Origin of the sequence: Fundicoccus sp. Sow4_D5 (genome assembly GCF_052116365.1) — a bacterium.
GTDB lineage: Bacteria > Bacillota > Bacilli > Lactobacillales > Aerococcaceae > Fundicoccus.
In genome coordinates this window covers 215,937-242,731 of sequence record NZ_JBQKLF010000001.1, presented here as the reverse complement: position 1 = coordinate 242,731, position 26,795 = coordinate 215,937, and the positions used below count along the sequence as shown (strand labels likewise).

Genomic DNA, 26,795 nt, shown 5'->3' with positions numbered 1-26,795 from the left:
TATATGTATTTTCGCACATCATGTATAATACCAAAAAATTGGTATAAAAGCTAGAAAAATCATCATTTTTCTACTACAATACTAGTTGTGACACAAAATTTGCTAAGAAACGAATCTGAGGTGAGCTTATGAGAGCTATTTTGAAACAATTTCGCCCTTATGACTTTGTCATAATCGGCCTTTCTATTCTTTTATCTTTAACACCAAACATTTTAACCGCTTATGTTTATGGTAACCAATCTAGTAATCAAACTCTTGTCGCTATAGTCAAAATTAATGGACAAGAAGTGGATCGTTTTGAATTAGAGGAAGGTTCTGAACAAGAAATTAAAACGTATCACCCTAATCCTGGCCAGTACAATATCATCGAAAAAAACGGCAAGCAAATACGTATCAAGGAAGACAACAGTCCTGATCAAGTCGGTGTAAAGACTGGTTGGATAAGTCGTCCAGGTCAAACTGTTATTTGTCTGCCACATGGACTGATTATCGAAATTCTGGGCACAATGGCTGAAGATGAATTAATTTTACCTCTCTAGCTGAAAAATTGAATGACATTAGCAATTAACAATATAATAAGATACATACTCGCAAACAAGGTGAAACTTTTGATTGATTCCGGAAAAGTTTCTCTTGTTTGCTTTTCTTTGTATCTTAATACGCTTTTATATTGTATTGGAATCACGCTTAAACCTAACGAAGCCCATACTGGAAGAATGCCACTAATTATATATAACAGCCAAACAAGCCAAGGGATTATACTCAAGATTTGATAAAGGATGACTGCATTCCTTTTTCCGATGAAATAAACCAGCGTTTTTCGTTCGTTAACGACATCAGTTTCTAAATCTCTTGTATTGTTTGCTAGCATGATATTAGCTATAAAACATATCAAAGGAATACTCATCATAAAAATCTTAACAGTTTCAAACCAATTAAAATTAATCATAATATTCCCAACTGTGTGTACGCTTGATAGAATACTTTCATACATTGTCATGTAAATAGCCAAAAAGAATATTCCAAAACCCATTGTGACTCCTGACATTACTTCCCCATAAGGACTTCTTGAAATAGGTGTTGGACCAAATGTATAAATAATACCTAATAAAAAACACAGACCGCCTAAAATTAACAGAAGAAAGTCCGTTAAAAACACCAATGAAATAGCAAACGCGAAAGCAAACAATAGTAAAGCCAAGACAATATATACCATCTTTTTAAGACTTAAATTGTTTTTCCCAATAACGTTTTCTTGATTTTTATATTCCAAATCGATAGCTTTATGAAAATCAATCGTATTATTGATCGCTGTCGTACACATATCAAAAGAAATCACTGCAATTGCAAAAATGAATGAGTTTAACCAGTTAAATTGTTGATAATGATACGCGGTCCATAAAAAACCAATTATCATCGGGAAAATACTCGCTATTTTCGTTCTGATTTCCACAAACTCCAAAAATATTGTTAAGTTTTTATTGTTCATCTAAATGATACTCCTCATTAGTTAATTCGAAAGAATCTTTTAATCCCGAAGTCAAATGAACACCATGATCTTTATCAATAAAGACAGCCTCTAGACCATCAATTGTTTCAACAAATTCTATACCTTCTTCTATACCAAACAAGAAAAGTGCAGTTGAATAAGAATCTCCTTCAAATGAACTTTGAGCAAAAACCGTCACACCAGACAATTCATTATCTAATGGATACCCCGTTTTAGGATCTAAGATATGATGATATTTAACACCATCTACTTCTAGAAAACGTTCGTATATTCCTGATGTCACAATAGCGCTATCAGTCATTCTTTGCGTACCAACAACTTGCCCACGGCTTTCATCTGGATCTTGGACTCCTACATTCCATCCTTCATCATTTCCAGGTGATGTCCCCATCACAACAACATTTCCACCTAAATTGATTATTGCAGTTGTCACACCATAACTCGCTAATATATCTTTGACTCTTCCACCAATATAGCCTTTAGAAATTCCACCTAGTTCAATAACCATTCCTTTTTCTTCCAGTTTAACTGTAAGCTTTTCTTCGTCTAATGTGACTTTACGATAGTCAATTAACTCAAGCGCTTCTTCAATTTCTTCATCGCTGGGTTTACGAGCATCTTCAGAACCAATTTGCCATAAGTTTGTTACAGCACCAATCGTCACATCAAATTTCCCTTCACTTTGCTCAGCGATACTCAAGGCATGTTTAATCACTGCAAAAGTTTCCTCATCAACTTCTACAGCTTCTTCTCCCGCTGCTTGATTTATTCGATAAACATCGGATCCTTCTAAATTAGTACTAAATTGTAATTCCATTTCTTCCATGTATCTATAAACTTCATCCATTGCTTTATCAACAGATTCACCTTCATGAAAAATTTGAATTTGAACAGCAGTATGTAACAACGTTTCTGTTCTAGAGACTGGAGTCTTTGAAACTTTTAGCTCTTCACCAGTATATTCTTCTGTTGTCGGAGACGCTTGCGTGACAACCTCTACTTCGTTATTTTTAGTAACCTCTTCATCTTGGCAGCCCCAGAGCATTAAAGAACTTGCTAAGAGCACTCCAATTTTAGCTTTATTAGTGTATGACATGGTCATCATTCTCTCCTCATAAATAAACTATCAATAGTTAATAGTTTAACATATTGATATGGCATGCGTATAGACTAGAAGTAGATTCCTTCCAAGTTCTTCCTGTCTTTATGATATAAAAAAAGAGAAGAAATCTTTAAGATTTCTTCTCCATTCATAAGTTTTTTAAACTTAACTACTATTCTACTAACTCAGCTTCAATTGGATCTGTATTTCCTTCTGCTGCAGCATCTAATAATTGTTGTGCGTAAGCTAAGAATGCATTAGATGTACTTGAAGCACCTGAAACTACTTCAATTTCTTCAACAGATTGGTTTTCAACTAATGCAGCGTTTAATTCCTCTACTGCAGTTGCGAATGAAGTTCCAGTTCCATCTTCCATGTTAGCATTGTACTCTTTATCTTCTGATTTTAAGTCGCCAGCTTCATTTACCATGTCATAGTTAGATTCAGCAATTGCGCCATCTTTAACTACTAATGTAAATTGGTGAGCCCAGCCACGTTCGTCAGCTTCAGTTGTTAGTGTATATTCACCGTCTTGTAAGTCTCCACCTAATTCATCAATATTGATTTCATCAGTGTTGCCTTCTGCGGCTGCAGCTAATAATGCTTCAGTAGATTTTACGAATGATTCAGAAGTGCTAGTAGCACCTGAAACAACATCTACATCAGCTGATTGTGTTTCTACTAATGCAGTGTTTAATTCTTCCATTGCATCTGCTGCAGAAACGCCTGCATTTTCCTCCATCATTTTATTATACTCTTCGTCTTCTGATTTTAAATCACCGTCAGCATTAGTATAATCAAAGTTTGAATCTGTCACTTCGCCATCTTTTACAGTAATTACATGTAAAATTGACCAACCATTCTCGTCTACATTAGATACAGCAGTATATTCACCATCTACTAAACCTTCTGCAGTTTCCTCAGTCGACTCTTCTTCTGATGTTTCTGCTTCTGTCGACTCTTCTTCTGATGTCTCTTCTTCAGCTGACTCTTCTTCTGATGTTTCTTCTTCAGTTGACTCTTCTTCTGATGTTTCTTCTTCAGTTGACTCTTCTTCTGATGTCTCTTCTTCAGTTGACTCTTCTTCTGATGTTTCTTCTTCAGTTGACTCTTCTTCTGATGTTTCTTCTTCAGTTGACTCTTCTTCTGATGTTTCTTCTTCAGTTGACTCTTCTTCTGATGTTTCTTCTTCAGTTGTTTCTTCTTCAACTGTTTCCTCTACAGTTTCTTCAGAATCTGACTCGACAACACTTGAAGTTTCCTCTGGTGTTGATTCAGTTTGAGGCTCATCGCTTCCACAAGCAGCTAATACGAATACCGATCCTAATAATAATGTACTCTTAAGAAAAATCTTTTTCATTTCCATGTTATTTCTCTCCTTTTGCTACATCTAATAGTATAGATTTCTTGTAACTCTTACTTTAATAGTAAATCAATTTACTGATTTTGTCTAGTAAAGTGCCAATTTCAAGCTAAAAATTTCGTTTCATAACAGCATTCAATAATTGTCTTATTTCATCTTTACTTTGTTGTGAAGATAATTTATCTAATTTCTTCAAAGATTTTTTTAAATACGAATCAACAAGTTCATTCGTTCGATTAAACACATTAAATTTTTCCATCTCATTAACTAAAGCTGTCAATTCATTCTCTGTCCACTTATGCCCGCGCGAGTGAATCAATTGTTTATTGAACGTCTCTTCTTGCATTGCTAAAATCAATGGTGCCGTATAAATTCCATTCTGAACATCTTGTAATTGTGGTTTACCTGAAGCTCTCTGATCAATTTGATAATCGATTAAATCATCAGATAATTGAAAAGCCATTCCAATTTCAAGTCCAATATAAAATGCTTGTCGACTTTTAAATCGATTTAATTCTGGGCGGGTTGAACCTGAAAAAACAGACAAAGCAAATAGCATTGCTGTTTTACCTCGAATTTGTCTCAAATACTGATAGATAGAAATAGATTGTTCAAATTGATTTTCAAGCTGACTGATTTCTCCATCTAAAATTCTCTCAATCACCCAGTCATCCATTGAAGTAGATTCATATAATTTATGAGCTTCCTTAAACAGCCTTGCTGAATATGCGAGTAAATAGTCTCCAGCATATATCGCAATTCGATTCGAATGCTGTTTATGTATTGCTTTCACTCCACGTCGACTATCCGCTTCATCTATCACATCATCATGAATGAGTGTTGCTAGATGTAACATTTCGATAGCTGCAGCAGAATAGAGTATTTCACGAGGAATGCTTCCATAATTTAACTTCGCAAACATTATACAAAGCCCAGCTCGTATATACTTCCCCGATGCATCGATATAGTCACGTATGATGTCTCTGATTGAAGGAGAACTAATCGCAAGCTCTTGATGAATTATCTCTTTTACTTCTCTTAATGCTGCTTCGATTTCAGGGTAATCTTGCCAAATAGCATGTACCAAGGCTATCTTTCTCCGTTCTTATTTTTTGATTGTTTAATTATACTATATTAGTCGAATTATTTCGCTTTATAAGTTTAAATTTCCACTACTATACAAAAAAATACTGCTAGTAGCTTGTTTAATGCGAGAATCAGCTATGACGCATCATTTGCTAACCTTTCTCACCTACAGCTCCTAACAGTATTTGTTAGTTATATCTTTTTAATTAAAATGTTCGATTAGTTATCGATTCCTGGTTTATAGATATGCTTAGGCGTACCATAAACCCACTTGTCTAATAATTTACCTAACCAAGGCATTACCCAATGATCTAGACCAAATGCATGACCAGAACCATTCATAAGTGCGATCGCAACTGGAATAAACCACATGTTTACCCAAACGAACATTCCTGATAAACAGAACATTGCTACTAAACCTACTGTTACTGCACTGATAATCCAGGTGAATAATCCAGCCATAAGAGCTAAACCGATTCCTAATTCTACTAATGACATCATTTTTTGCATAAACAAGGCAACATCCTGATTAGGCATCATGAATTCCATAATTGAAGCGAACCAACCGGGCATTGAGTCAAACACTAGCATTGGCTCTTCGCCGTAAACGTAGTTCAAGCTAAATACTGTTTCAGCAACTTCTGTTGCAGCTGTTGAAGCAGATGAAGTCGCATCAGATGCACCAGACACTACTTCTTGTAGCCATGGGAATGGGAATACTACATTATCTCCGAACCAAGAAGAACCACCAAACATACCAAATGTTTTCTTCAGCCCTTCAACGGTCCACATTGCACCATAGAAGATACGTAATGGAACTGTCCATAATACGTTACCTTTTCTTGATGTATGGCCACGGAAAATATTACGTTGGTCTTTTACATCAAAGAACTCATGTTTAACATACATGAATGCATAATAGAAACTTCTGATACTTAAGAAGTAAATAATGTTACTTGCATGTTTTACAAACATAGCTAAAAAGCCTTGTAAGTGATATTTATCATACAATAAAGCTACACCATAGCGAGATCCGATAGAAACCATGTTTCCGTCGTACTTACCTTTGTATGCTTCTTTTTCTTCACCAGTGATTGCCGCAATTAAGTTGTGTGCTGCAGTATCACCCGTTTGTTCTGCTGCTTGTACAATTTGTGGCGTAGGACGACCTGTTTCTGGTTCTTCATAGTAAACTACATCTCCTGCTAACCAGATATTATCGTGTCCCTTAGCTTTCATATACTCGTCAGCAACTAAACGACCAGCTCTTGCTCTTTCAAAGCCCCATTCTGCAGCTTCTTGATTCGCTTGAACACCAGCAGTCCAAATTGTTGTATATGATGGAATTTTACGTCCAGAAGCCAATTCAATATGATCTTCAGCAACTTTTACAATCCCGTCACCTAAAGATACTTGAATGCCTTCTTTTCGCATGAAGTTTAATGAACGCTCTTGTTCAACTTCAGTTACAGTATTTAAAATTGAAGGTGCTGCTTCAACGTTATGTACTGAAATTTCGCTCTGTTTGATTTTATATTCTTTTGCTAATTTAGGTAACCATTCGTTTAACTCGCCGACCATTTCAACACCTGTAAAGCCTGCCCCACAGACTACAAATGATAACATAGCGCGACGTTTAACGTCATCGTGCTCACGAGATGCAGCATAAACTGTTTCTTCTACATGTTTGCGTATTTCTTCTGCTGCTTCAATTGACCATAAAGTAAAGCCATGTTCTTTAACGCCCTCAACACCAAAGTCATTGGCTTCTCCACCGATCGCAAGAACTAAATAATCGTATTTATAATTGCGTTGTTCACCAACTAGTTCTTGTTTATCGTAATCGATATTCGTGATTGAATCTGTAACCAAATCTACTTTCTTCAACTTCTTGAAGATGCGTTGTAAATCATACTTAATTGCATCAGGTTCTACTCGCGCTGCTGCGACCTCATGTAATTCAGTCATATAGGTCATATATGAATGTCTATCAATTAATGTAATGTTTACTGATTCATCTTTCTTAAACTTCTTACCTAATTTTCGAGCAGCAGCAATACCTGCATACCCAGCCCCGACAATAACTATTTCTTTTGCCAAAATCTCCACTTCCCCCTTCAAAATTTATCCTCATTAAGTATACCTTTCACAAGCAAAAATGACAACTTATTTTTAACATTTTTTTAATTATGTTTAAGAACTAGTCTTTATTCATAGATTTTTTAGCAAAGTAAAAGATTTATAATTAATGCATCCTATCGACCTCACAATGTGAGGTTCTGTACAAACAGTTGCAATTTTATTAATCTTAATTCGAACTAATTACTATTTATGAGGCTTATCTTGCAAAAAAACTCAAATCTGTGTATTATTGAATAGTTAGGTCTTCGTAGTGTAATGGATATCACGCAAGATTCCGGTTCTTGAAATGGGGGTTCGATTCCCTTCGGAGGCATTTTATAACAAATCTTAGCCTGTCTTAGCCAACCTAAATCCTGATTTAACAACGTTTTTATTTTTAGAATTACCTTAGTTATTAAATCATTTTACACAAATTTTACACAAACAATAGACCACCATAGCGGAGGTCTTTTTTTGTTCCCACTATTATATTGTTTTAAACTCACTCGTAGTGATATCTGTTGTCACGGCGGTATTGACAATATTTGGAACAAAATTGTTTCCGTAAATAAAAAGAAGTACTATAATAATGGTCGATTAATGTTAGAAGAAAAACAATTACCAAAAAAAATAACCCCACCACCGATTAAGGTAGTGGGGTTTCTATTTTGATTTTCTAACGTTTTATGGAAATAGAACTTGGATTTCAACTAATAGCAGTGTCTATTTTGCTGAATGTCCATTATTAAGCTTTAGTGATTTTGTATTTCTTGCCTTCCCAGAGAAATTCTCCGTCTTTTAACTCGATGGCTGGCGTTTGATTGCCGTCATCCTTAGGCTGTTCTTCTTTAGGCGCTTCAACTACATCTGTCGGAGGCAGTGGTTTTGTCGGCTCTTGTGCCTTTTTAGACGGGTCTTCAACATATAATTTTTGACCACTAAAAATTACATTCGATGATAGTCCGTTCCAGTCCTTGATGTTAGCGACTGTAATTCCGTACTTCTCGCCGATTAAGTATAAATATTCGCCAGATTTAACCGTGTGTGTTTTTAAGCTGGCATTACTTGCGCCCCAATTAGCTCTTGGCTCTTCTAGGTCCTGCTCTAGGATCCAGCTAACCTTGTTTTTCAGCAGGTAGGCACGTTTAGAGTAGCTCACGTTAACAGCCATTGATTTAACGACGATATCGGTATCACCGGCAAAGTCTTTTGATGGCTTTTTACCAAAACTTGGGTTATTCGGAATAAACCATGCTGAATGCCCTTTACGAATCTTAACTTTAGCTCCATCTTTCACTGCACCGAATTCTTGTGTCGGCGCTTTATAGGCTGGCCATTTCACATCGTCTAAACCGCCTCCTCCTGATGAGGGCGTTGACGGAATAGCGCCTGCCGGTATTTCTTGCATACCAAAGTAAGCATTAATTCCATTAGCCATTCCTTCTGCCATTTGAGTCGTGTATTTGTCCTGTTGGCTACCAAAGATTTTATCAAAATCTTTCGTTCCTGACATAAAACCTAGCTCCATTAAGACCGCTGGCATGGTTACTTCTCGTGTCATATGGAAATTCGTCCAATTTGAATAGACAGACGGAATTGACCCAGCGCCGTAAATATCCTGACCTTGCTTACGGTATTGATTCATGATCGCATCAGCTAGTCGCTTAGAGCTGTTAGTTCGTGTTCCTGCTGCATAGGCTGCATAAAACGCACCAATACCATTTGTTGAGTTTTTAAATGACCCAATCCAATTAGCATGGATAGAGACCATAATATCAACTTTTTCAGCTTTAAAGCGGTTGGTTCTTGACACAAGAGACGTGTCATTAGCCATAGGTTGCTGGACTCCAAACGTCACTCTGTGACCAGACCTTTCGAGTAGTGTTTTTAATTTTCTTGCCACGATTGAATTAAAGGTGTGTTCTTCGTACACCACCCCACCTGTTTTGACCCCTTTACCTCCACCGGTTTCCCACGTGTTCGCACCGTGACCAATGTCTAAACCAATATAAAATCCCATTGTTTTATCTTCCCCTTTATTCGTTTCTTCCTTAGGAGCCTCTTCAATATCTTTCAAGCTTGCGCTTTCTTTCATGCCGTAGACCTTTAACCCATAATTCTCAATTGTTCTCAATAATTTCTTTTCATATCCGATTGAGTTTGAGGTAGGAACATCTGTTGCGTATCTTCCTGGACCCATTAAGGCTTTAGCTTCCTCTTGGTAGTTTTTAGCCTCAATCGCCTCTTTATAAGCCACGTTTTTACGGTGTGAGGTCGATACAAAGAATAGCGCCTGATCTGCGACAGAATCTTCAACCGTTTTGTATTTTCTAAAATTGTCCCGAATCTGAATCTCTTTACCATTCACCGTTTCGCCTGTTTTAGCGTTGTAGCTATCGCCTGTCCACGGTGCACTTGCTTTAATGCCAAATGAGTTATTGGCATTCTTAAAAATGTTGCTCGTAAAATTGCCTGTCTCGTGGACGGCTTGAGCTAATCTAGTCAATTCTGAAATCGGGGACGGATACTTCTTAATCAGCTGTGCCATTGTTTTAATATCCATTTTATGCTCCTTTCTGAGTATAAAAAAGACGGAGGTTAATCCGTCTTACAAGCTTGTTGGTAATTTAAGCTTAAATAATTTTGTGGCCAGTTCATAAATACCAGGTGCGGCGATCCCGCCTGTCACCCCGACATATACATTGGATGCAAAATCTCCACCGAATATTTGCATGGCAATGATTCCTCCGACAACGCCTAATGATAAATTTAGCAAGTGGATCTGTTCGGCTGTTAATTTTACAAACGCTTTTGCGATTTCTGAAATTACCGCGATTGCGATTGCGATGACAACCACTAAAGCAACTGTTTCGTTATCCATTAAATTTCCTCCTTTACCGGATTTAACATTTTGTAGCGGTGAAATTCTTCTTGGGTTCTGTGCTTTTCGTTTCGTTCTAAATCATAGGCAAGTTTCAATTCCTTGATGGTTTCTTCTTGTTCTTCGATTCTGCCGTGAGCGATCGTTAATAAACTGTTAGCGCTAGTTTTGTTGGCGTTAAAAAATTGAAAAATAGCACTGACAATCACTCCGACTGTACCGCCTCCGATCAGCGTGAGAAAAATAGACGTCGTTTCATTCAAATCAGAAATCCCCCCTGTACGATATTCGGTAACATATCGCGGCGACTAAAGCGATGTACATGTAGGACGGGTTAGGATAGCCGGTACCAAAACTATAGGTAATTGCCAACACTAAAAGACCTGTCCAAAGTGCTGACAGGCCTAAAATACCAACTCTTTTTAAGAGGGTCCGATTTGTAATCACCCCCAAAATTTTAATGACGGCCCAAATGATAAGCAGCGCGCCGACAATATCTTCCGGGAGGCGAGAAAAATAAGGCTCGGCGTTAGCAATTAAATAGCCGTCGTAATAAATAGTAAATGCTCCGAAGAACAAACTAATAAACGAAACGCAAAAGCTGTAGAATATTTGCGGTTTCCGTTCAGCCTCTTTAATTAGTTGACGTTTGAGCTCACGGTTTGACATGTTGGCCACCGCCGTTTTGTTTGTCTATCTCTGCTTTGACTCCGTCATAAAAAATTGACGGAACGTCTTCTAGTCTGCGAAGACCGGCGTTAATTAATCTGACATATACTCCTACCATATTAGACACCTCCTAACATCATCTCGACCAGTTCAGCGATTGCTAAATCTGAAGTCGTTTGATTTTGTTTAATGGTCGACAAGATATAATCATCTTTCGTGTATTGCTTTAATTGGTAGCGGTAATGTACTACTGGTACTGTTTCTTCCCCAGTTTTAACCTCGACTTGAAATTCTTCAATATCTGTTGCTTCCCAAACTGAATACTCGTCAACTACGATCGGTTCTGGCAGTGTGTTACTTTCTACTATTCCGTGGTCTATCATTATGCAACTCCTCCTTTTATGTAATGTGTGTAATAGTAATCTGAGTGCACCTGAAGCGATGCGCTATATTTCTGATACAATCTGTGCGAGTTACAGTGTTTAGCCAACCTTAAATTGTCCATGTCGTATACTTTTTCATATAGATTTCCAAGTCGTTTCAAATGATTAAGTACCTTTCCGATTTGTATGCAATTAAGCCGAGCTTTCGAGTGTTAACCTACTAACGCGACTCTATTGAGATTATATGTTTTGGCGCGTAACCACAGTCTGTGTTGCAATTACCAATGTTAATTATTAATTATTATAAATTTTTCGCGGCATACACCAAGCGAGCGCCACGACTACGATCCCGAATAGCCGACGAATGAGTCAAATACCAATCGAAACCGCCATTATTCGACGTGCTACCCCAATTACCACCCAAGATAGCAGTAAACCAACCCTCCGTAGAAACCGCATTTTGATAAAAGTAATCGCCTACTGGGACCGAACTATTACCGCCAACCGTGTCAGAGGGCATAAATAGCCAATCAAAAGCTTCGTTGTAAGCGAACGCAGAGACATAACCATTTACTTTCGCCATGGTGATACCAGCGTTTATATAGCTTCCGTCTCCTTTATCATCTGCGAAAGCGTGGTCAGCGACGTACAGCTCGTGTAAACCTTGCGGTTTAATGTTCATGCCATCCACCCATTTCCAAATATTCGTCCAAAAGTTTTCTTCGCCACGATAGGTTACCAAGCCACTTTCAGCTTTTCCAGAAGCATTACCTAAAGCGCTTGTCGCACCAGTCGGGTCAGATTGGTTTGTTGCACCATCATCCGTTTTTGAAACACCCGTGCCAATCGCCGTTTGAGTGTTAAAGGTTGCGTATTCAATTGCAAAAAGTAATTGAGTAGCAGCCGCTGTTGCTGCATACATCAATTCCCAGCCAGCCCCACGATTTTGAGCCACAATTCTTGCACCGGACCTGGTCATGTTTTGAGTCAATCCTGATGCTGGCTTGGCGTTAGCGATACTGCTTAATTTGTCGCCAGTCGTAGCTGTAAAGTCGCCAGCTTGGTCATCAATCAAGTTGTATGCACTCGCTGACACGTCATACAAGCTCCCCTCGTACGCTGATAAGTAAATGCGGTTAAGAACCTCACCGTTCTTGATAAAGGCTGGGTGAAGCTTAAAGCCGAGTTTAGGAGTATCCGATATATAGTAGCGAGCTTTTCTTAAATGGTGACCTTTTCCACCTTCAATTTTTTCTGTCACTAGAGGCACGACTTTATAATAAAATTTAGGTTGTTCTACCATCACCTGGACGGGGGTTCCTACTGGATACGTCACATCATTTTCTGTAACTGGCTGAGCTAAGGCACCTGTTTCGGTATAGCCTGCGTCTCCTAAGTAACCTAAGTTGACACCGTCGTTAGTTAGCATACAACGCTTACGTCCACCAAACATTTTAAAGCCATCAAATGAGGTTCCTGGAGTACGATTGACAGCACCTGAGAGACGAGTGAATTTACTTGCTTTGAAGTCAACCTCTAAACCTAATATATCTTCATCTTTGTAGCCGACGTACGATTTTAAGTCGATGATTTGGGCTTCTAGGTCTCGTATATCCCCAATCGTGGCAACTGCTGCTGGATCAACTTGAATTGTGACATTACTCGAATTTCCGATTGTTGTGACAATTTTAAAATGCGCCCCGCTTGTCGTTTTGCCATTAAAAGGTGGCATAAAACCGGCTTGTTGGGCTGTCGTTACAGCAAACAGGATAATGCCGTCCTGAGGGTCTTTTGCGAATAAGCCAATCGTGCGCATGTAATAGCCGACGGATAGCAATTCGTTTCCAACAGCCCCCTCTACTTGAACAGCCACATCATTAGTTCGTGTGACTTTAGATACAGCTGTTGTTTGTTTCACGTTTGTTAGTGCCGTAAGGTTTTCTAATTGCGACTCGCTATATGCTGTTTCAGACACGCGAATTTCTGTAAATTCTACCTTGCCCGATCCACTCATCAGCTTGGCCATGAGTGCTTGACCTTTTTTCGTGATAACTACCTTTGAAAATTCTGACATTTAATAATTCCCCCTAATCAATTAATATTTCTTGGATAAATTCCGCAGTGCTGACTGTATAAGACTCGCCTGAGCTTGTAATAAGGACGTCGTTTTGGTCTGTCATCTCGTAAAGTGTTGCATGGATATAGCCAGCACCAGACTGAGCGACGCCGTCCAATGCTAAATTAGTGTGGTATTGATCCGTAAATTCGGTAAATGTCACACTCGCAACAGATCCCCCTGACCCAAATACCCCGCCAGTTGATTCGAAATAACCTTCATATTGATCGGTCACCTCTAATTCAATCGTGCCGGATTTATAGTTTGCTAAGTTTAGACTAGCTTCTAAATCGTAATCCATGTCTATTTTGTAATACAGATGAGCCGGAATGATTTGTTTCAGCAACAGTTCAAATTGGTGCATCAAGCTTTTATTTATCCCACTTAATAGCGTCACTTTGACAATCGACTCATCATTCATAAATTCGACTTTATTACTGGCTCCTGTAAATTGTTTGACCAGCGTACTTAGCGAATCGGCACCAACTTTAATTTTAGTCACAAGCAGCGTTTGTAAGTAGCGCCTACGCTGTTCCAAGTCACTAGGTGCAGGATTAACCTGAACTGACTCTTCCCAGCGTTTAATGTGAGTTTCGTCCGCATATTGCAACAGGACAAGCGACCTTTCGTCAATTATCCGTTGCCCGACCGTCCGGAGTTCCGGCTCAACTGCTAGGAAATAATCGCGAACTTTTGGATCAATGTAATCAAAACTACTGAGTAGTCTGTATTCAATATCATCCAATATCATTCAGAATCACCCCTTGCAGGTAAGCAGGCACCCCATTATCGACTAGTAGACTTTCAGCGACCCCGTTAATTTTCACGCCGCTGACACTTCGGATTCCTTGTACCCGGTCAATCACAGTTAAGATTTTGAATATTTTAATTTCTGAATCATTAAAGGCTTCTCCGGCTAGGTAGATTTGCAACTCGTTTCGAATTAACTCTTCCACGTTAGTCATCTCAAAGTCGATATCCAATCGAATATCCGCTTCAATTGTTACGGCTACTGCATTAATGCTTTCGACTGTTACGATTGCGCCGATCGGTGCCACCCCTAATCCGTGGCCACGAGGCTCGGGATCAAGGTATTCTTGCAACTGTGCTACCAGCTCAGCACTCGCCTCTGAACCAGTCGCGTCAGTAATTGCCACTTTAACCGTATTAGCGCCGTCCCAAAGTGGTTCAATCTTCACAGAGCCAACACCTTCAAAGTCTCTCGCCCACGCTTCGTATTGTGCCACTGTCCCATATAGAGACGGCGCTCTTACTCTGGCGGCGGTTCTTTCACGTAAATCATCATCGCTTTCTTCATCTTCCCCCGCAATGACGACACGTCCTAATACCGCACCACTGAACGTGTCCAGCGGGTCAATATTCAACAATTCGCCTTGAACGGTGTTGCCTTCAGCGCCTAAATCTTCTGCTGATAAGAAATACATTCCACCGCCGTTGTCTTCGGTGACGACGAAATTCGCGTCTGTGTCAATGATGGAAAATCTTGTCCCAATAGGAATGCTCTCAATAAAAAAAGCTTCTCGTAACGCTGCCGAAGCCGGCATACGGTCCACACCGAATTGCGACGCAAGACGAGTTAACCCCTCGCCGTAAGCAGTGTCTAAGAATTGCGTGTTGGAATACTCTTCTAAATACATGTATTGTATGGCAATTTCTTGGGCAATTGCCGCGGTCAAATTATATAGCACCGATCCTTGACGTAAATCATATTTTGCACGAAAACGATCCAGCGCATCGCTTAGAATCTCATCAAATTCTTTAGTTTGTATTAAAGCCAAATTCTGCCACCTCCTCCATTGCGCCGAAGATTGTGTCCACCGTAAAGACTAGCCGATACTCATTGCCGACAAATACTTTGTCGAAACCATGAATATCTAAAATCCGGTCGTCCTCGTTCAGCGCTTCTTTAATGCGTCGTTCGATTTCTACGTCCACAAATTCCGAATCGTTTCCGAACAAATCTTCCGACTCGATGCCGTAACTATGGTCGTAAATCGTACGAGTAAATCGCTCTGTCGTTAACATCCGTCGGATGCTTTGCTTCAAAGCGTTTACGCCGTCAATCTCTCTTAAAATGTCTGTTTCATCCAGTGTCAAGGAAGGAGGATGTTCTTCCGACGCTGAAACGACATCCATATTCTCACTTTGAACTGCATCTTCAATAGCGGCCCAAGCCTCCAAGCTGAAATCGCGTATTGGTTTTTCTGGAACACTCATCCTGTAACCCTCCTATAGCCTGTTATTTGCATTGAATCTGCCCGCTGATAAATAACACCAAGTGATGGCGTGGCGGCGTGTACTAGTGATTTAGGACTGCTTAATGTTGGTCCTAGATAAATACCGACGTGACCTGGATACATTATCAAATCACCACGCTTCAGCTCACCTCGACTGATTGTTTTAAATGGTGCTTGATTCGCGTTCATCGTGTAGGTCGTGCATCGGTGGTTTATTTTAAATCCGGCAGCACGGTAGGCATAATAAATTAAACCGCTACAGTCAAAAGCGTTAGGCCCAACTGCGCCTAGCACGTAGCGTTTACCAACTTGTGCAGTCGCTTTGCTGATAGCCGCTTCAATCTTAGACGCTGTCGCATTTGAGATAGCCGGTGTATTTGCACTTGCCCCAGTACCTGCCAGTCGATACCAGCGTGTATTTGAACTAGTATACCCAGCAATCGGCGTAATCACGATACCGTTCTTCGAATATGTGCAGTGTATGATTCGATTTGAATCGTAGACTACACCAGTGTGTCCGGCTGCCCCCGATGACTGGCCTGGAATACCTGTTACAAATATGTCTCCGCGCCGAATTTCATTGCGGTTGATTCGAATTAAACGTTTTCCTTCGTAGCCAAATAACGTTTCCGTTGTTCCTGGCCAAGTTCCTACCGGAAGAAATCCGGCGTGCATCAACGCATAAAAAACAGCACTTGAACAGTCGTAACTGTTAGGTCCTGTTCTGTTTGCCATTGAGTAGGTGACTTTACCTAATCTTGCTTCAAACCACTGCAATATCTTTTCGACGCGTGCGTCTGTTTGATAGTCAGTAGGATTGGCCACTTGGTTAATATTAAGTGTTTGCACGTCATCCGACTGCTTAGACAAGTTCGTCTTAACAACGGAATCGCTTGCGTTGTAACCGAACGCTTTAATTACGCCCCACATGATGTTTTTAAACGTCGCTTGATTGTTCTCAAACGGCGGGCTATACACATTTAGAAACGCTTCATAGTTAGCCAAGCCCTGTTCAATGTAGCGATAGCGAACGTATTTAAACCACTCACCTATTCCCACGTTCTTGCTTGGAAATTTCACCCAATAGCGATCGCCATAATATACTTTTGGGTATTGTGGCGCGGTCGCAGCTGTCATACAGCCGTAATTGTGGTCTACTTTGCCAGGGTGTCCTCGACCAAATGTCGTTTCTTTCGCCCACACACCCAGCGCCGCTCCTACTGATATGCCGTAATAATCAGACCAGCGTTTAATTGTTTCGCCTTGTCCGATGAGCGGACTGTCTGAATAATAACTTTTCAAGAAGTTATCAATGTAAGTCCCCGTCACGTGTGGCGGGTCAGCGGCGTTCATTTTAAAGCGGTTCACTTCTTCTAAATTCCACCCTACTGTTGAAACGGCTGTCGCTCGTGTTGCCTTGCTTGTGTCGAATGACGCGGCTTTCGGTTGAACTAGGCCACCACTTGACGGACGGAAAACTTTACCTTTATATCTCGCGTAGTAATATTCGGCCCATTCGCCCCGTTTAGGTTGCGTTTGGTTAGCGGGTCTTTCGAAATTCTTCATAAAAGCTCGTGCAAGATTCGTCGGACTATCCGTCGAAGTTTTAAACGCTTGGTATGACAACGGAAACTCATCTGTCATGATCCAGTGTCTTAATGTGTCCCCGCTTACCGAGGTTAGTTGTGCTTTGATATCAGTTGGATCGAGTTTATTTGCTTTCGCCCAATTGTGAAAAATTGAAGCGGGCGTCCACTGCACTAGACCGAAGCCTCGTTGCATATTTCCCACATCTAAATTCTCATAAATACCAGGGTTATGTGAAGATTCGACATGCGTATTCCCTAAAAAACCGGCAGCCGCTTGTTCGCTCCAACCATTGTCTTTAAGCCACGTCCAAATATATTGAGCATTTTCTTCCATTTGACTATCTTTAAGCCAGGCATTTGAGCTAGTGACTGTGCCATAGTTTCCGTACCCATTTGTACTGCCCAGATTCGCCAAGCCGTCACTATTTAAGCGACCCAGCTGTGTCGAGGTGAATTTAGGCAAAGCGTAATAATGTCCGCCAGTGTCTTGACGAATCAAGAAGATTTTTTGATTTAGCGATTCTGGACCTAATTGGTCCGCCCAGGTAACAGTCACTAATTCGCCGGACAATTCGATATTGTTTTCTAATCTGATTTTGAGCGGGTTAATAGAAGTTATCGTGCCCGCAGAAACTTTCGCAAATTGCCTATTATCAATAAAGTTATTAATTAAATGTTTTAAATTGTCGACATTAACTTTAGACACGTTTAACCTCCTAACCACAACTCAACTTCCATTGTGTGTGAGCTGGCTGTGACTTTGTGGTCTACTGATTCTAGCAAATACCAGCCTTTCACTTTGATTTCAGGCAAGTCTACATATGCAGACCGGCCGGCAATAAAATCAAAATCGCCCACACTCATAGATAGTTTGATTGTTTCTTTTGGTTTATTTTTTAACTTAATCAGCATTTGTCCCATACTGTTAATTTGTGCCGCGTTGAGGTTTTCATCAACCACTTTAAAATACTGAAGCTTCCCCCACTTCTTAATGTTATTGCTATCAATGTAGTGGTACATCGTACGTTTACCAGATTCGCCATCCTCGTGTAGCAATTTTACGACGTTTGCTGAATCTTCGATACTTCGTTCATAATCAAAATCCGTTACGATAGATCCTTCACCTAAAATGGTTAATATTGCCAAATTCTTAGGATAATCTAAACGCAACTCGCCGTAATCATCCCAAAAAACCGTTAGTTCACCAGTTTGTACAAGCATCTGATCAATACTCTCTTCGATTATGTCTAAAGCGGTTTTTTCCTCTTTTAGCATAGTCGGCATTTTAGCGGAAGGTCCAACTAATTTTCCGACTTTTAATTCAAAATCTTTTGCAATACTCGTGATAATGCTTGCCAAGGTGCTGTTCTGAAACACATACGTTTCTTTTCTTAATAGATATTTCTTTTGGTCAAAAAACGTTAGGGTGTGTTTACCATTTTTATTGCGGCGTATTCTAAATAGGTAGCCGTAAAATAATTTATGTGTTCCGGCCGTCAAAGCAATCATTGAACCTTCTGGAAAATCCATCGTACTTAATAACTCAACTTCCAATTTAGACGGTGAACCGCTTCGTTTTGAGCTAAGATTAAAGCTTTTAACCACCGGCGCAAGGTCCCAGACCTCGCCTGATAAAACATTTTGAAAATACAATTTATATATCATGGGATTGTTAACACCATCCCTGCGTAAATCAGATCGGGGTTCTTAATGACTGATTTATTTGCGTTATATATTTTCTTCCACTGCATTTCATCTCCGTAAAACTTCTTAGAAATCTTACGTAAGTAGTCACCTTTCACCACTTTATAGGTTTTAGCTTTAGGCGCGGTGGTCGTTTTGGCTTCGGTTCCTGGTATCAAAAACACTTGACCAGGGTAAATCAAGTTAGGGTTTTTAATCTTGGCTTTATTCGCTGCCACAATGCCATTTACTAGCGCGTTATCGGCTTTTCCGTAATACTTACGGGCTATGCCCCAAAGCGTGTCGCCTTTAACCACGGTATGCATAATCGGCTTCTTAACCTGTTCTGGAGGCTTAGGAGGCGTCTCTTTTTCCCGAGGCGGTGTTTTAGCCGGAGGTGCTGGCTTAGGTGTCTCTTTGGGTTTTTCTTTCTCGACAATAATCAATTTCTTTTCTTGTAATTTTCGGTACTCGATGAAACTAATCTTATAGAGAATATCCGTCTCATAGCCGTGTTTCGTGCCTGTTTCAAAATTTTGAATATAATACAGTTGACTCGTATTTCCATGTTCTAGCGCGGAGCCGAACACTCCTGAAATAACCACTCTGACAGGCTGATTTGCACGTTTCCACTCACGCAATTTCTGAATGAAATATTTAGCATCCATTCCCTTAGAAATATAATTGCCGTCTTTTAGAGTAGGCAGAAACGATTCCCAAGACAATGTTTGTAATTCTGAGTAGCCTGGTATCGGAGTACCGCCGAGGTTTAACACCTCGACGACTTCGATTTTTTGATTTTCATTTGACTTAATTTCATCAGGATTGACCGGCACAGTTAACAGTGTGCCGTCTTGTCCTTTAATAAATATTTTGACCATAAGTTAAACTGCTCCTTTCTAAACCGGCAATCCTTCTACGCCGTCATGAATTGCGTCTAATAAATCATCGTTGAATTGCGCAATGAAATCTTCATATTCTTGCTCTGTGTTGATTGATTCGATATTCGTTGTAACTTGCGGCGTCATGGTAATGTAATTCTGTTGCCATTTCTGTTTGGCCACATCCCGGATGAGATTAAGTGTTTCCTCATCCATTTCAATTTCATCTTCTATTTCTCCGACGGAATCTAATTTTCCGCCTGTCGGGTTTGAACCTCCGCCGACTTCTGGCGCCTCTGGTATTTCAGGCATGTCTAAGTCGTTAAACATATCTGCAATATCTGTTCCAGCGTTTCCGGTTTTGAACTCTTCCAGCATTTGGCTAAGTTTGCCTTCCCAGCTTTCGCCTTGTGCATAACCTCGACCAAATGATCCTGACAAGTCTTTAAAGTCGATGTAGTCCGCAATCCACTGCTCCGGAGCTTCTGGCGCTTTGTTATCCAAAATCCAATTTTGCAGTCCGGACGTATAATCCACGTTCTCCCACTCTGCTATTTCAGGCATTTTCATATTCGCAAGCGAGTCTCTCAAACCTGCGCCCAAGTCAATGTTAGACGCACTTCCTCTTGAGTCGGGGACAGGTGCTGTCAGACCAGAAAGGAAGTTTTGTAATTTGCCCGCATTATTAGCTCGGCCTAAAGTTACTTGCCCGATTGGGCCGATGCTAACTCCTGGAATTTTGTCTAAGGCTGAAATCATATCATTGATACCGCCGAGGACTGCATTTAACATTCCTTCGATTCCCGATATGACGCCATTAATCATGCCGTCAATACCTTGCGCAATAGCAGTCGCCATGTTTCCCGCACCTTGTGCGATGTTATACCACACTTTGCTGGCTTCGTATTTCAACGTACTAAAACCATTGACGGCGGAGTTTATAAAACCGCTCACGCCTTCTAACATACCGACTAGCATTTCGCCGACGAACATCTTGAAACCGAACCACAATTGGTTCCAGAAATTGATACCTGCCGCCCAGGCTTTACCTGCGCCATTAACGACTGCCTGCACTACAAACAAGATGCCGAACGCGACCAAAGCGACGGCCATACCAAGTCCGTACCACAAGAGTTGTACGGCAAAAATGCCCGCTTGGAATAAGTTAACGACAAAGTTAACAACACCTATTACCGCATTCATAATTGCAATTACAATGTTCAGGATGACGTCCCACAATAGATAAAGCGTCCCCATAATCATTCCTAGACCGCTGACTGCTATTCCAGTCAGTTGACTAAAGGCCCCCGTGGCCGCGTATATGGCGCCTATCACAATAGCAATCAAAGCGATAGTCATCATCCACGCGCTTCCCGTTATCGCTTGATAAATAACGATTGCCGCGTTCCAAGCCCACTGTGCTGCGGCTGCGGCCATTGTGACACTTCTAATAATTAAAATACGTCCGTAATGCAATAGCAGTAAAGCGGCGAAAGTCATGAGAATAGGACCTAACCACGCCCACTGTGAGCCGATAAATGACATCAACCCTCCTATCACATCCATAATACCGACGACGACAGTTGATATGACGTACATAGCTGATACAGCAGTAGTTACAAATTGTTCAACTGCTTTGCTGTTTGCTAAATCATTAACTCTTTGCAAGACAGGTTCGAACGCTTCTAGAGCGTAATTCTTAAAACTGGTCCAAACTTGTGACCAAGTCTTAGGCATTGATTCGAATTTAGCATTGATGTCGTCTGCAGCTGCAAACATCGCATTTTTAACAATATCCGCCGTCAGTTCTCCTTCAGCAGCAATTTCTCGTATCTCGCCTTTAGTAACTCCTAGATAATCTGCGATAGCTTGGATAATCGTCGGAGCCTGTTCCATGACAGAGTTCAACTCGTCTCCACGTAATACTCCTGAGGCTAAAGCTTGCGTTAACTGCAGAGTTGCGCCAGAAGCTTCCTGTGCGCTAGTTCCTGCTAATGTAAATTGTTTATTGATTAATTCAGCAAACTGAACGATTTCACCTGATCCGCTGAATGCGTCCCCGGCCAAAGTTCCTAATTTTCCTACCATGTCGGCTGTCGCCTGGTACTCCATGCGCGAACGTTGCGCTGAGGCGAATACCATATTTTGTAATTCTGCCGTTGTTTGCAAACCGTCATTCATCAAGTCTAATCTAGCAATCGTTTGTGAGTAGCTATCTGATAGGCCGACAACTGACTGTACTGCCTGTTTGGCTCCGACTGCAACAGCGACGTTTCTCAAGGTATTGAGCAATTTGTTACTCGAACCGACTCCATTTTCAACTGTTGAGTTGAATTGGCTTTGGGCGGTTGTGTTCTCTCTGATTTGACGTTCTATCTGTCCGACTTGTGTATTCAAGCGGTTATAAGCAGCGTGTGCCGCTTCAGTGTTAACGTCTGACAAACCATTAGCGACTTCGTCTTGCGTCCGTAACAGCGATTGTAGGTTCGCACGTAGTGATTCAATCTGATTGTTAGCACCAGGTGATATAACGCCGTCAATCGGCTCTAAATTAGCAATAGACTGCTGAATACCATTAATCCGGTTCTGCATTGTTTGAAAATCACTCATAATAGCAGGTGATGCTCTTAACTCACGCGCGAGTGCGTTTAAGTTAGCTTGAGATTGACTAGCACGTTCCAGCATTAGATTTGCCGAGGCCATTTCTTGCTGATAGCGTGTCAATCCGTCAGTTAAAAACACCTCTGGCTGTTCGATTGGTAGCCATTCCATTTCGAGAGGAATAGGTTCAAATTCTGGTGGTGCGAAACCGTCTAAACCACTGTCGTCAAATAATAGTGGGATTTTTATTTCTTCCGGCGGTGCGATGTTCCATTCTGGTAATTGAGGCATGACAGGAAGGTCAATTGGCGCTAATTCCACGTCTGCAACGTTGTCGAAATTAGGTATGGCCGTCACATCTAACTCGATTGCTTCTAAATCAGTGTTAATATTGCTATCGAAATTAGGAATTATATCTACCTCTAAAGCGTTTAAATCTGCTTCAGTGTTGAATACTTTTTCGAAACTTATCGGGATTTCAATTGGTTGTTCTAGGCTTGATAAATCAGGCATAACAATTTCTTCCATATCAACTGAAAGAGTGACAGGTTCAAAAATTGGTAATTCTTCTTGATCAAAATTAACAGGTATAACAATTGGTTGCTCTAAGCTTGATAAATCAGGCATAACAACCTCTTCCACACCCACTGGTAAAGAGATTGGCTCTAAATCTGTACTGATATCGCTATCGAAATTAGAAATAACATCTACTTCTACAACCTGTGATTCTAATGCGGGCACTTCGGTGCTCTCAAAGTTAGGGATAACCGCTACCTCTAAATCCTCCACGTTCAAGCCGGATGAATTAAAGTTCGGCACGACTTCTACCGGAATATCATCTAAGTCAGTGATAGATTCAAAGACCGGTGTTAGCTCAATATCTGTTTTTATTTTTGCTAAGTTTTCTGACATCTTGGCCAACTTACTGGACATTGATTCAAAGCCTAGTGGATTCTGTTCAAACTCTAACGGTGCTTGTAAAGACGTGTCTTTCACTTTCCCGAGAATCGCGTTCATGCGTGTCGTTGCGTCGCTTAATTGATTCATGTTTTCGGTCATCTTGACTAGCTTAGTAGACGTTGTTTCAAAATCTATTGGGCTCTGGTCAAATTTCAAAGGACTAGCCAACGAGGTATTCTTTACCTTTCCGAGAATATCATTCATGCGTCTGGTAGCGTCGCTTAGCTGATTTACGTTTCCGGTGGCCTTTTTAAGCGAATTTGAGTCAGTCGCTAAATCACTCATCTCGCCACCAATTGCTTTGAAATCTGTCGTGTTCACCGCTTCAAATGCGCTTAGTAACTCATCAGAGCTTGTGCGCACTTGTGCTTCTGTCGCTTGCACATTGGTAACTAGCCGACCGTTAGAAGCAACTACGCCATTTACTTGTGCGCTCATTGTGCGGTCGATGCCTGCCATTGTTTGGTTCACACGTTCTGCCGTGTTGATGAGACGTTCAAAGCTGTTGACGATTTTGTTGATTGTCCCTGACACACGATCCGTTAGATGTAGACTAGTGCTACCTCCTGAGCCTGTGCCACCTGTTGGTGGGTTTTCTGCCATACTTTTTCACCTCCTAATTATTATTTTTTAGATCGACTTGCTTTCATTTCTTTTGCGTTAATTTCGGTCGAAGCGATCATAAAAGCCTGATGTTCCTCGCTAAATGATTCCCACATCATCGGTGTGATGTTGTGATTTTGAAACATCACGTGGAGCAATTTACTTTCATTGTCGCTCTCGATTAGTTTTTTGCTTTGGCAATCTTTTCGTTGATGTCCTGGTTAAATCCTGATTCTTCCAAGATAGCCTCGACGATTAATGTTTGCTCTGCCCAGTTAAACATTTCATTATACAATTCTGCTTCGCCCATCACTCCGTATGACTCCTGAATTTCAGTATTTGATAGAGGGGGGTTAACGATTGACGCAATTGCTAATTTCTCGTTGTATGCTGAGCCGTCCATTTCTTTTTTAGTTTGACGACCTTGTTTACGTTCCACCATTGACTCTTTTTGGATTCGTTTGTTTTCTGCACCGGAAATGACTTTTAGCGTGATTGGCTCTTCGAACGATTCCAAATGGATGTCAAAAGTAGTCGCTTCTTTTTTGTTTTGTTTGAAAAATGCTGTTAATTTACTCATAGTTGTTTTTTCCTCCTAATAATTAAAGGCCCCGAAGGGCCCTAGCGTCGTTGTTATTTGAATGTTTCTAGGATATCGAAATCACCAAAAGTGAAAGATGATGATTCTTCTAACGTGTCTTCGGACGTGCCGTCTAATGCTGCTAAAATTGAATCGTTGAAGATAACTTCTTTTAGCAAGACTGTGTGACGGCCTTTTTGAGCTTGTACGTCGGCATTTGTAACCTTGATCGTAATATCAGGGTACACGCCTGTCTTAACGTACGTCGCAATAGCTTGACGAGCGACATTAGAGAAGTAATGCGCGGTTAAGTCTCCAGTACCGGCAGCGCCGACTACCTTTCCTTTTTCCATTCGCATGCCAATCGCTTGTACGTTGGCCACTTTTACGGCAATTTGCGCTGAAATTGTTTTTAATTCAGCCATTTCATAGCGGCTAGATCCGACAGTCGCATAGACTGTCCCCTCTTTGCCACTAATCGCTTGGTTTGCTTTAATCATTGTTTAGTTTGCTCCTTCCATGGGTTTAATTAATTGCAGTAGACCTGTACATAAAGTTTTTCCATTGCGTCGTTAATTACAATAGGTACTGTTACTACTACAGTGTCTTTGTTATTACCTTGTTCAATGGCAATCTCTTCCGGGTCATAGCTAATCGCGTTCGCCATCACTAAAGGATCTAACACATTCGTGATAATCGCTGCTTTTAGATTTTCTCGTCCGTCAAGATTGTTGACAAACTTCCCTAAAAACGATTCTTCGAATAGCGAGGTCACTTGAGTCTCGACGATTGCCATCGTACGACCGATGCGGTTTTTGCTGAAATCTTGGTTTTTGGTATCAGTGAAAGTTACCAACGTGTTAATATCTTGCTGGATTCTTACACGATCGTTCTTGTAAATAAATACGATGTGACCAGCTTTAACTGCAGCAACTGTTTCAGCGTACGAGAGACGCTCACAGTCGACTGCACCCGGATAGGCTGCATAAGTCAATGAATTGGTTTCGGCTGCTGCTGAAGCGGCTGCGACCCAATAGACCACATCCTTCGGCGCTAATACTGTTCCATCTTCCAGTGTCACACCGTTCTTGACGGATGTCACACCTTCATAGTCCATTGCCAAGCTGTTTGTCACCAATACTACCGGACGGCCTAGGCTTTGTAATTCTCGCACTTTAGCCACGGCGATGGTTTTAACTGACTCATCTTCCGAACCAATTGCGATGTGAGTGAAATCATACTTCTCAACTCCTGCCAAGAAATCTGAATAAGCGCTAGACGTTAACGTGCCGTCTAAACCGCCTACTAAATTGCCTGTTCCGGCCGCTGTTGGAACGGTTCCGCTGAATACAATAAAGTCATTTGCAACCGGCAGGGCAGTCACGTTTAACTGTTCGTCCACTGTGCGGTTGTTAAAGATAGTCTTCACTGTGAGTGACTCGTCTACTTCTTTTACGATAACGACTGATAATTTATTTCCTAAAATGCCATTGTATTTAGCAGTTGCCACTAATCCTGAAACGGTAGCTGTCGCTTTCGCCGCACCTGTGTGAGCTGGTAAATAGATTAACGCGCGACCGTTTCCTTTAAAGGTTTCACGAATTTCAACTAGGTCTTTCAACTCTTTACCTAATAGGGTTAAAAAGTTCGTGCCTCCGTCTACCTCCACAAATACATCATCTGGTCCCCATGATTTAGGTACCACAAATGCTGAACGCCCAGCGGTTTCACCGATTGAAGCTGTTCCGCCAGTCGATTGAAAATCTACCCTTACGCCAGGTAAAGGCATGTTTTGAATAATCGCCATATTATTTAAAGTCTCCTTTCTTCCACTCGTCTACGGCCTTGCGTGCTTCTTGGACCGTATATTCTTTTGCGTCAACTAATATTACATTTGCAATGGATTGATCCGTTACATGCATTCCGCGCACAACCGCTTCTTTCATATACCGGTTTTCAACCACAGCTTTAGGCTTTGCCTTTGGTTCTGTCAAAGCTTAACGCCTCCTTCTATTTTTGTGATAGTCTCTCCTGGATCTGCTTCATAACTACCATGTATTTTCACCTCAAACGAAATTGTCATTACCTCGTCGTTATGGTTGGCTTTCAGGTAATTAATGTGCGCAAAATCCCCTAGATACTTCCATCTTTTTGAATTTAATATCGTCCACACCATTCCATTCATTTCAGTCCGTTTGTCCAGACTGTCACCCGGTGTGTAGGTGATAAAATAAAAGACAGCCACATCAACTGCGTTGTTGACTTGCCTATCTGTGTTAATTCGATTCGCTTTAATGTTAAGGCAAGGCGTTTCCATGCCTTGTTGGATTGGCTCATCATAAACTTTGATACCAGGAAAGGTTTCTTTAAGTTTAAGAATCAGTGCTGTGGATAATGCATCAAGCATTC

At 40.8% G+C, this 26,795-nt stretch carries 26 protein-coding genes and 1 tRNA gene; 2 read left to right on the top strand and 25 right to left on the bottom strand.

Annotation, left to right across the window (positions count from 1 at the left end; all coding sequences use genetic code 11):
* Positions 1 to 128: 128 nt before the first annotated feature.
* Complete coding sequence (locus ACTQ45_RS01195) at positions 129 to 539, top strand: NusG domain II-containing protein (protein WP_441750098.1); 411 nt, start codon at positions 129 to 131, stop codon at positions 537 to 539.
* Here the strand turns inward: ACTQ45_RS01195 and ACTQ45_RS01190 are convergent.
* The 5 genes from ACTQ45_RS01190 to ACTQ45_RS01170 form a co-directional block, all read right to left on the bottom strand.
* A complete protein-coding gene (locus tag ACTQ45_RS01190; protein WP_441750097.1) occupies positions 536 to 1,489 on the bottom strand; it encodes a UbiA family prenyltransferase in 954 nt (317 codons plus the stop codon). The two genes, ACTQ45_RS01195 and ACTQ45_RS01190, sit on opposite strands and share 4 nt — an antisense overlap.
* Positions 1,479 to 2,606, bottom strand: a complete 1,128-nt coding sequence (locus tag ACTQ45_RS01185; protein WP_441750096.1) for an FAD:protein FMN transferase — start codon at positions 2,604 to 2,606, stop codon at positions 1,479 to 1,481. The genes ACTQ45_RS01190 and ACTQ45_RS01185 overlap by 11 nt, the downstream gene beginning before the upstream one ends.
* A 178-nt stretch (positions 2,607 to 2,784) precedes the next feature.
* A complete protein-coding gene (locus ACTQ45_RS01180; RefSeq protein WP_441762734.1) occupies positions 2,785 to 3,978 on the bottom strand; it encodes an FMN-binding protein in 1,194 nt (397 codons plus the stop codon).
* A gap of 106 nt (positions 3,979 to 4,084) precedes the next feature.
* Positions 4,085 to 5,062, bottom strand: a complete 978-nt coding sequence (locus tag ACTQ45_RS01175) for a polyprenyl synthetase family protein (protein ID WP_441762733.1) — start codon at positions 5,060 to 5,062, stop codon at positions 4,085 to 4,087.
* Positions 5,063 to 5,280: 218 nt separating this feature from the next.
* Entirely contained in the window at positions 5,281 to 7,161 is a 1,881-nt protein-coding gene (locus ACTQ45_RS01170; protein ID WP_441750091.1) for an FAD-dependent oxidoreductase, read from the bottom strand.
* Positions 7,162 to 7,444: 283 nt separating this feature from the next.
* Between ACTQ45_RS01170 and ACTQ45_RS01165 the strand changes: the two genes are divergently transcribed.
* A tRNA-Arg gene (locus tag ACTQ45_RS01165) sits at positions 7,445 to 7,516 on the top strand.
* 411 nt (positions 7,517 to 7,927) lie between these two features.
* On the opposite strand, the gene ACTQ45_RS01160 is transcribed toward ACTQ45_RS01165, so the two are convergent.
* The 20 genes from ACTQ45_RS01160 to ACTQ45_RS01065 all read right to left on the bottom strand — a co-directional run bounded on the left by ACTQ45_RS01160 (position 7,928) and on the right by ACTQ45_RS01065 (position 26,793).
* A complete protein-coding gene (locus ACTQ45_RS01160; protein WP_441762732.1) occupies positions 7,928 to 9,745 on the bottom strand; it encodes an N-acetylmuramoyl-L-alanine amidase in 1,818 nt (605 codons plus the stop codon).
* Positions 9,746 to 9,790: 45 nt separating this feature from the next.
* On the bottom strand, positions 9,791 to 10,063 hold the full coding sequence (locus tag ACTQ45_RS01155) for a hypothetical protein (protein ID WP_441762731.1): 273 nt from the start codon (positions 10,061 to 10,063) through the stop codon (positions 9,791 to 9,793).
* Complete coding sequence (locus ACTQ45_RS01150) at positions 10,063 to 10,326, bottom strand: hypothetical protein (protein WP_441762730.1); 264 nt, start codon at positions 10,324 to 10,326, stop codon at positions 10,063 to 10,065. The genes ACTQ45_RS01155 and ACTQ45_RS01150 overlap by 1 nt, the downstream gene beginning before the upstream one ends.
* A gap of 1 nt (position 10,327) precedes the next feature.
* Positions 10,328 to 10,732, bottom strand: coding sequence for a hypothetical protein (locus tag ACTQ45_RS01145; protein WP_441762729.1), 405 nt, complete (start codon positions 10,730 to 10,732; stop codon positions 10,328 to 10,330).
* A complete protein-coding gene (locus ACTQ45_RS01140) occupies positions 10,719 to 10,850 on the bottom strand; it encodes a CD1375 family protein (protein ID WP_441762728.1) in 132 nt (43 codons plus the stop codon). Before ACTQ45_RS01140 ends, ACTQ45_RS01145 begins: the two co-directional genes overlap by 14 nt.
* A gap of 1 nt (position 10,851) precedes the next feature.
* Positions 10,852 to 11,115, bottom strand: a complete 264-nt coding sequence (locus tag ACTQ45_RS01135) for a hypothetical protein (protein ID WP_441762727.1) — start codon at positions 11,113 to 11,115, stop codon at positions 10,852 to 10,854.
* Positions 11,116 to 11,416: 301 nt separating this feature from the next.
* On the bottom strand, positions 11,417 to 13,189 hold the full coding sequence (locus ACTQ45_RS01130; RefSeq protein WP_441762726.1) for a phage tail-collar fiber domain-containing protein: 1,773 nt from the start codon (positions 13,187 to 13,189) through the stop codon (positions 11,417 to 11,419).
* A 13-nt stretch (positions 13,190 to 13,202) separates the two neighbouring features.
* The gene (locus ACTQ45_RS01125) at positions 13,203 to 13,982 is read right to left on the bottom strand and encodes a putative phage tail protein (RefSeq protein WP_441762725.1); all 780 of its coding nucleotides are present in this window, start codon (positions 13,980 to 13,982) and stop codon (positions 13,203 to 13,205) included.
* Positions 13,969 to 15,030 (bottom strand): baseplate J/gp47 family protein, encoded by a 1,062-nt coding sequence (locus ACTQ45_RS01120; protein ID WP_441762724.1) that lies wholly within the window; start codon positions 15,028 to 15,030, stop codon positions 13,969 to 13,971. Before ACTQ45_RS01120 ends, ACTQ45_RS01125 begins: the two co-directional genes overlap by 14 nt.
* Positions 15,011 to 15,469, bottom strand: a complete 459-nt coding sequence (locus ACTQ45_RS01115; RefSeq protein ID WP_441762723.1) for a DUF2634 domain-containing protein — start codon at positions 15,467 to 15,469, stop codon at positions 15,011 to 15,013. The genes ACTQ45_RS01120 and ACTQ45_RS01115 overlap by 20 nt, the downstream gene beginning before the upstream one ends.
* Positions 15,466 to 17,784: a phage tail tip lysozyme gene (locus ACTQ45_RS01110; protein WP_441762722.1), complete on the bottom strand. Its 2,319-nt coding sequence runs from the start codon at positions 17,782 to 17,784 to the stop codon at positions 15,466 to 15,468. The genes ACTQ45_RS01115 and ACTQ45_RS01110 overlap by 4 nt, the downstream gene beginning before the upstream one ends.
* A gap of 2 nt (positions 17,785 to 17,786) precedes the next feature.
* On the bottom strand, positions 17,787 to 18,743 hold the full coding sequence (locus ACTQ45_RS01105; RefSeq protein ID WP_441762721.1) for an XkdQ/YqbQ family protein: 957 nt from the start codon (positions 18,741 to 18,743) through the stop codon (positions 17,787 to 17,789).
* Positions 18,740 to 19,642, bottom strand: a complete 903-nt coding sequence (locus ACTQ45_RS01100) for a LysM peptidoglycan-binding domain-containing protein (RefSeq protein WP_441762720.1) — start codon at positions 19,640 to 19,642, stop codon at positions 18,740 to 18,742. The genes ACTQ45_RS01105 and ACTQ45_RS01100 overlap by 4 nt, the downstream gene beginning before the upstream one ends.
* Positions 19,643 to 19,660: 18 nt before the next feature.
* Positions 19,661 to 23,806 carry a tape measure protein gene (locus ACTQ45_RS01095; protein WP_441762719.1) on the bottom strand — a complete coding sequence of 1,382 codons (4,146 nt, stop codon included), beginning with the start codon at positions 23,804 to 23,806 and terminating at the stop codon, positions 19,661 to 19,663.
* Between the two features lie 20 nt (positions 23,807 to 23,826).
* Positions 23,827 to 23,952, bottom strand: a complete 126-nt coding sequence (locus ACTQ45_RS01090) for a hypothetical protein (RefSeq protein WP_441762718.1) — start codon at positions 23,950 to 23,952, stop codon at positions 23,827 to 23,829.
* A gap of 35 nt (positions 23,953 to 23,987) precedes the next feature.
* Positions 23,988 to 24,386, bottom strand: a complete 399-nt coding sequence (locus ACTQ45_RS01085; RefSeq protein ID WP_441762717.1) for a phage tail assembly chaperone — start codon at positions 24,384 to 24,386, stop codon at positions 23,988 to 23,990.
* A 53-nt stretch (positions 24,387 to 24,439) separates the two neighbouring features.
* Positions 24,440 to 24,886, bottom strand: coding sequence for a phage tail tube protein (locus ACTQ45_RS01080; RefSeq protein ID WP_441762716.1), 447 nt, complete (start codon positions 24,884 to 24,886; stop codon positions 24,440 to 24,442).
* Positions 24,887 to 24,915: 29 nt separating this feature from the next.
* Positions 24,916 to 26,193: a phage tail sheath subtilisin-like domain-containing protein gene (locus ACTQ45_RS01075; protein ID WP_441762715.1), complete on the bottom strand. Its 1,278-nt coding sequence runs from the start codon at positions 26,191 to 26,193 to the stop codon at positions 24,916 to 24,918.
* 1 nt (position 26,194) lies between these two features.
* Positions 26,195 to 26,380 (bottom strand): hypothetical protein, encoded by a 186-nt coding sequence (locus ACTQ45_RS01070; protein ID WP_441762714.1) that lies wholly within the window; start codon positions 26,378 to 26,380, stop codon positions 26,195 to 26,197.
* Positions 26,377 to 26,793, bottom strand: coding sequence for a phage tail terminator family protein (locus ACTQ45_RS01065; RefSeq protein WP_441762713.1), 417 nt, complete (start codon positions 26,791 to 26,793; stop codon positions 26,377 to 26,379). The genes ACTQ45_RS01070 and ACTQ45_RS01065 overlap by 4 nt, the downstream gene beginning before the upstream one ends.
* Positions 26,794 to 26,795 lie beyond the last annotated feature (2 nt).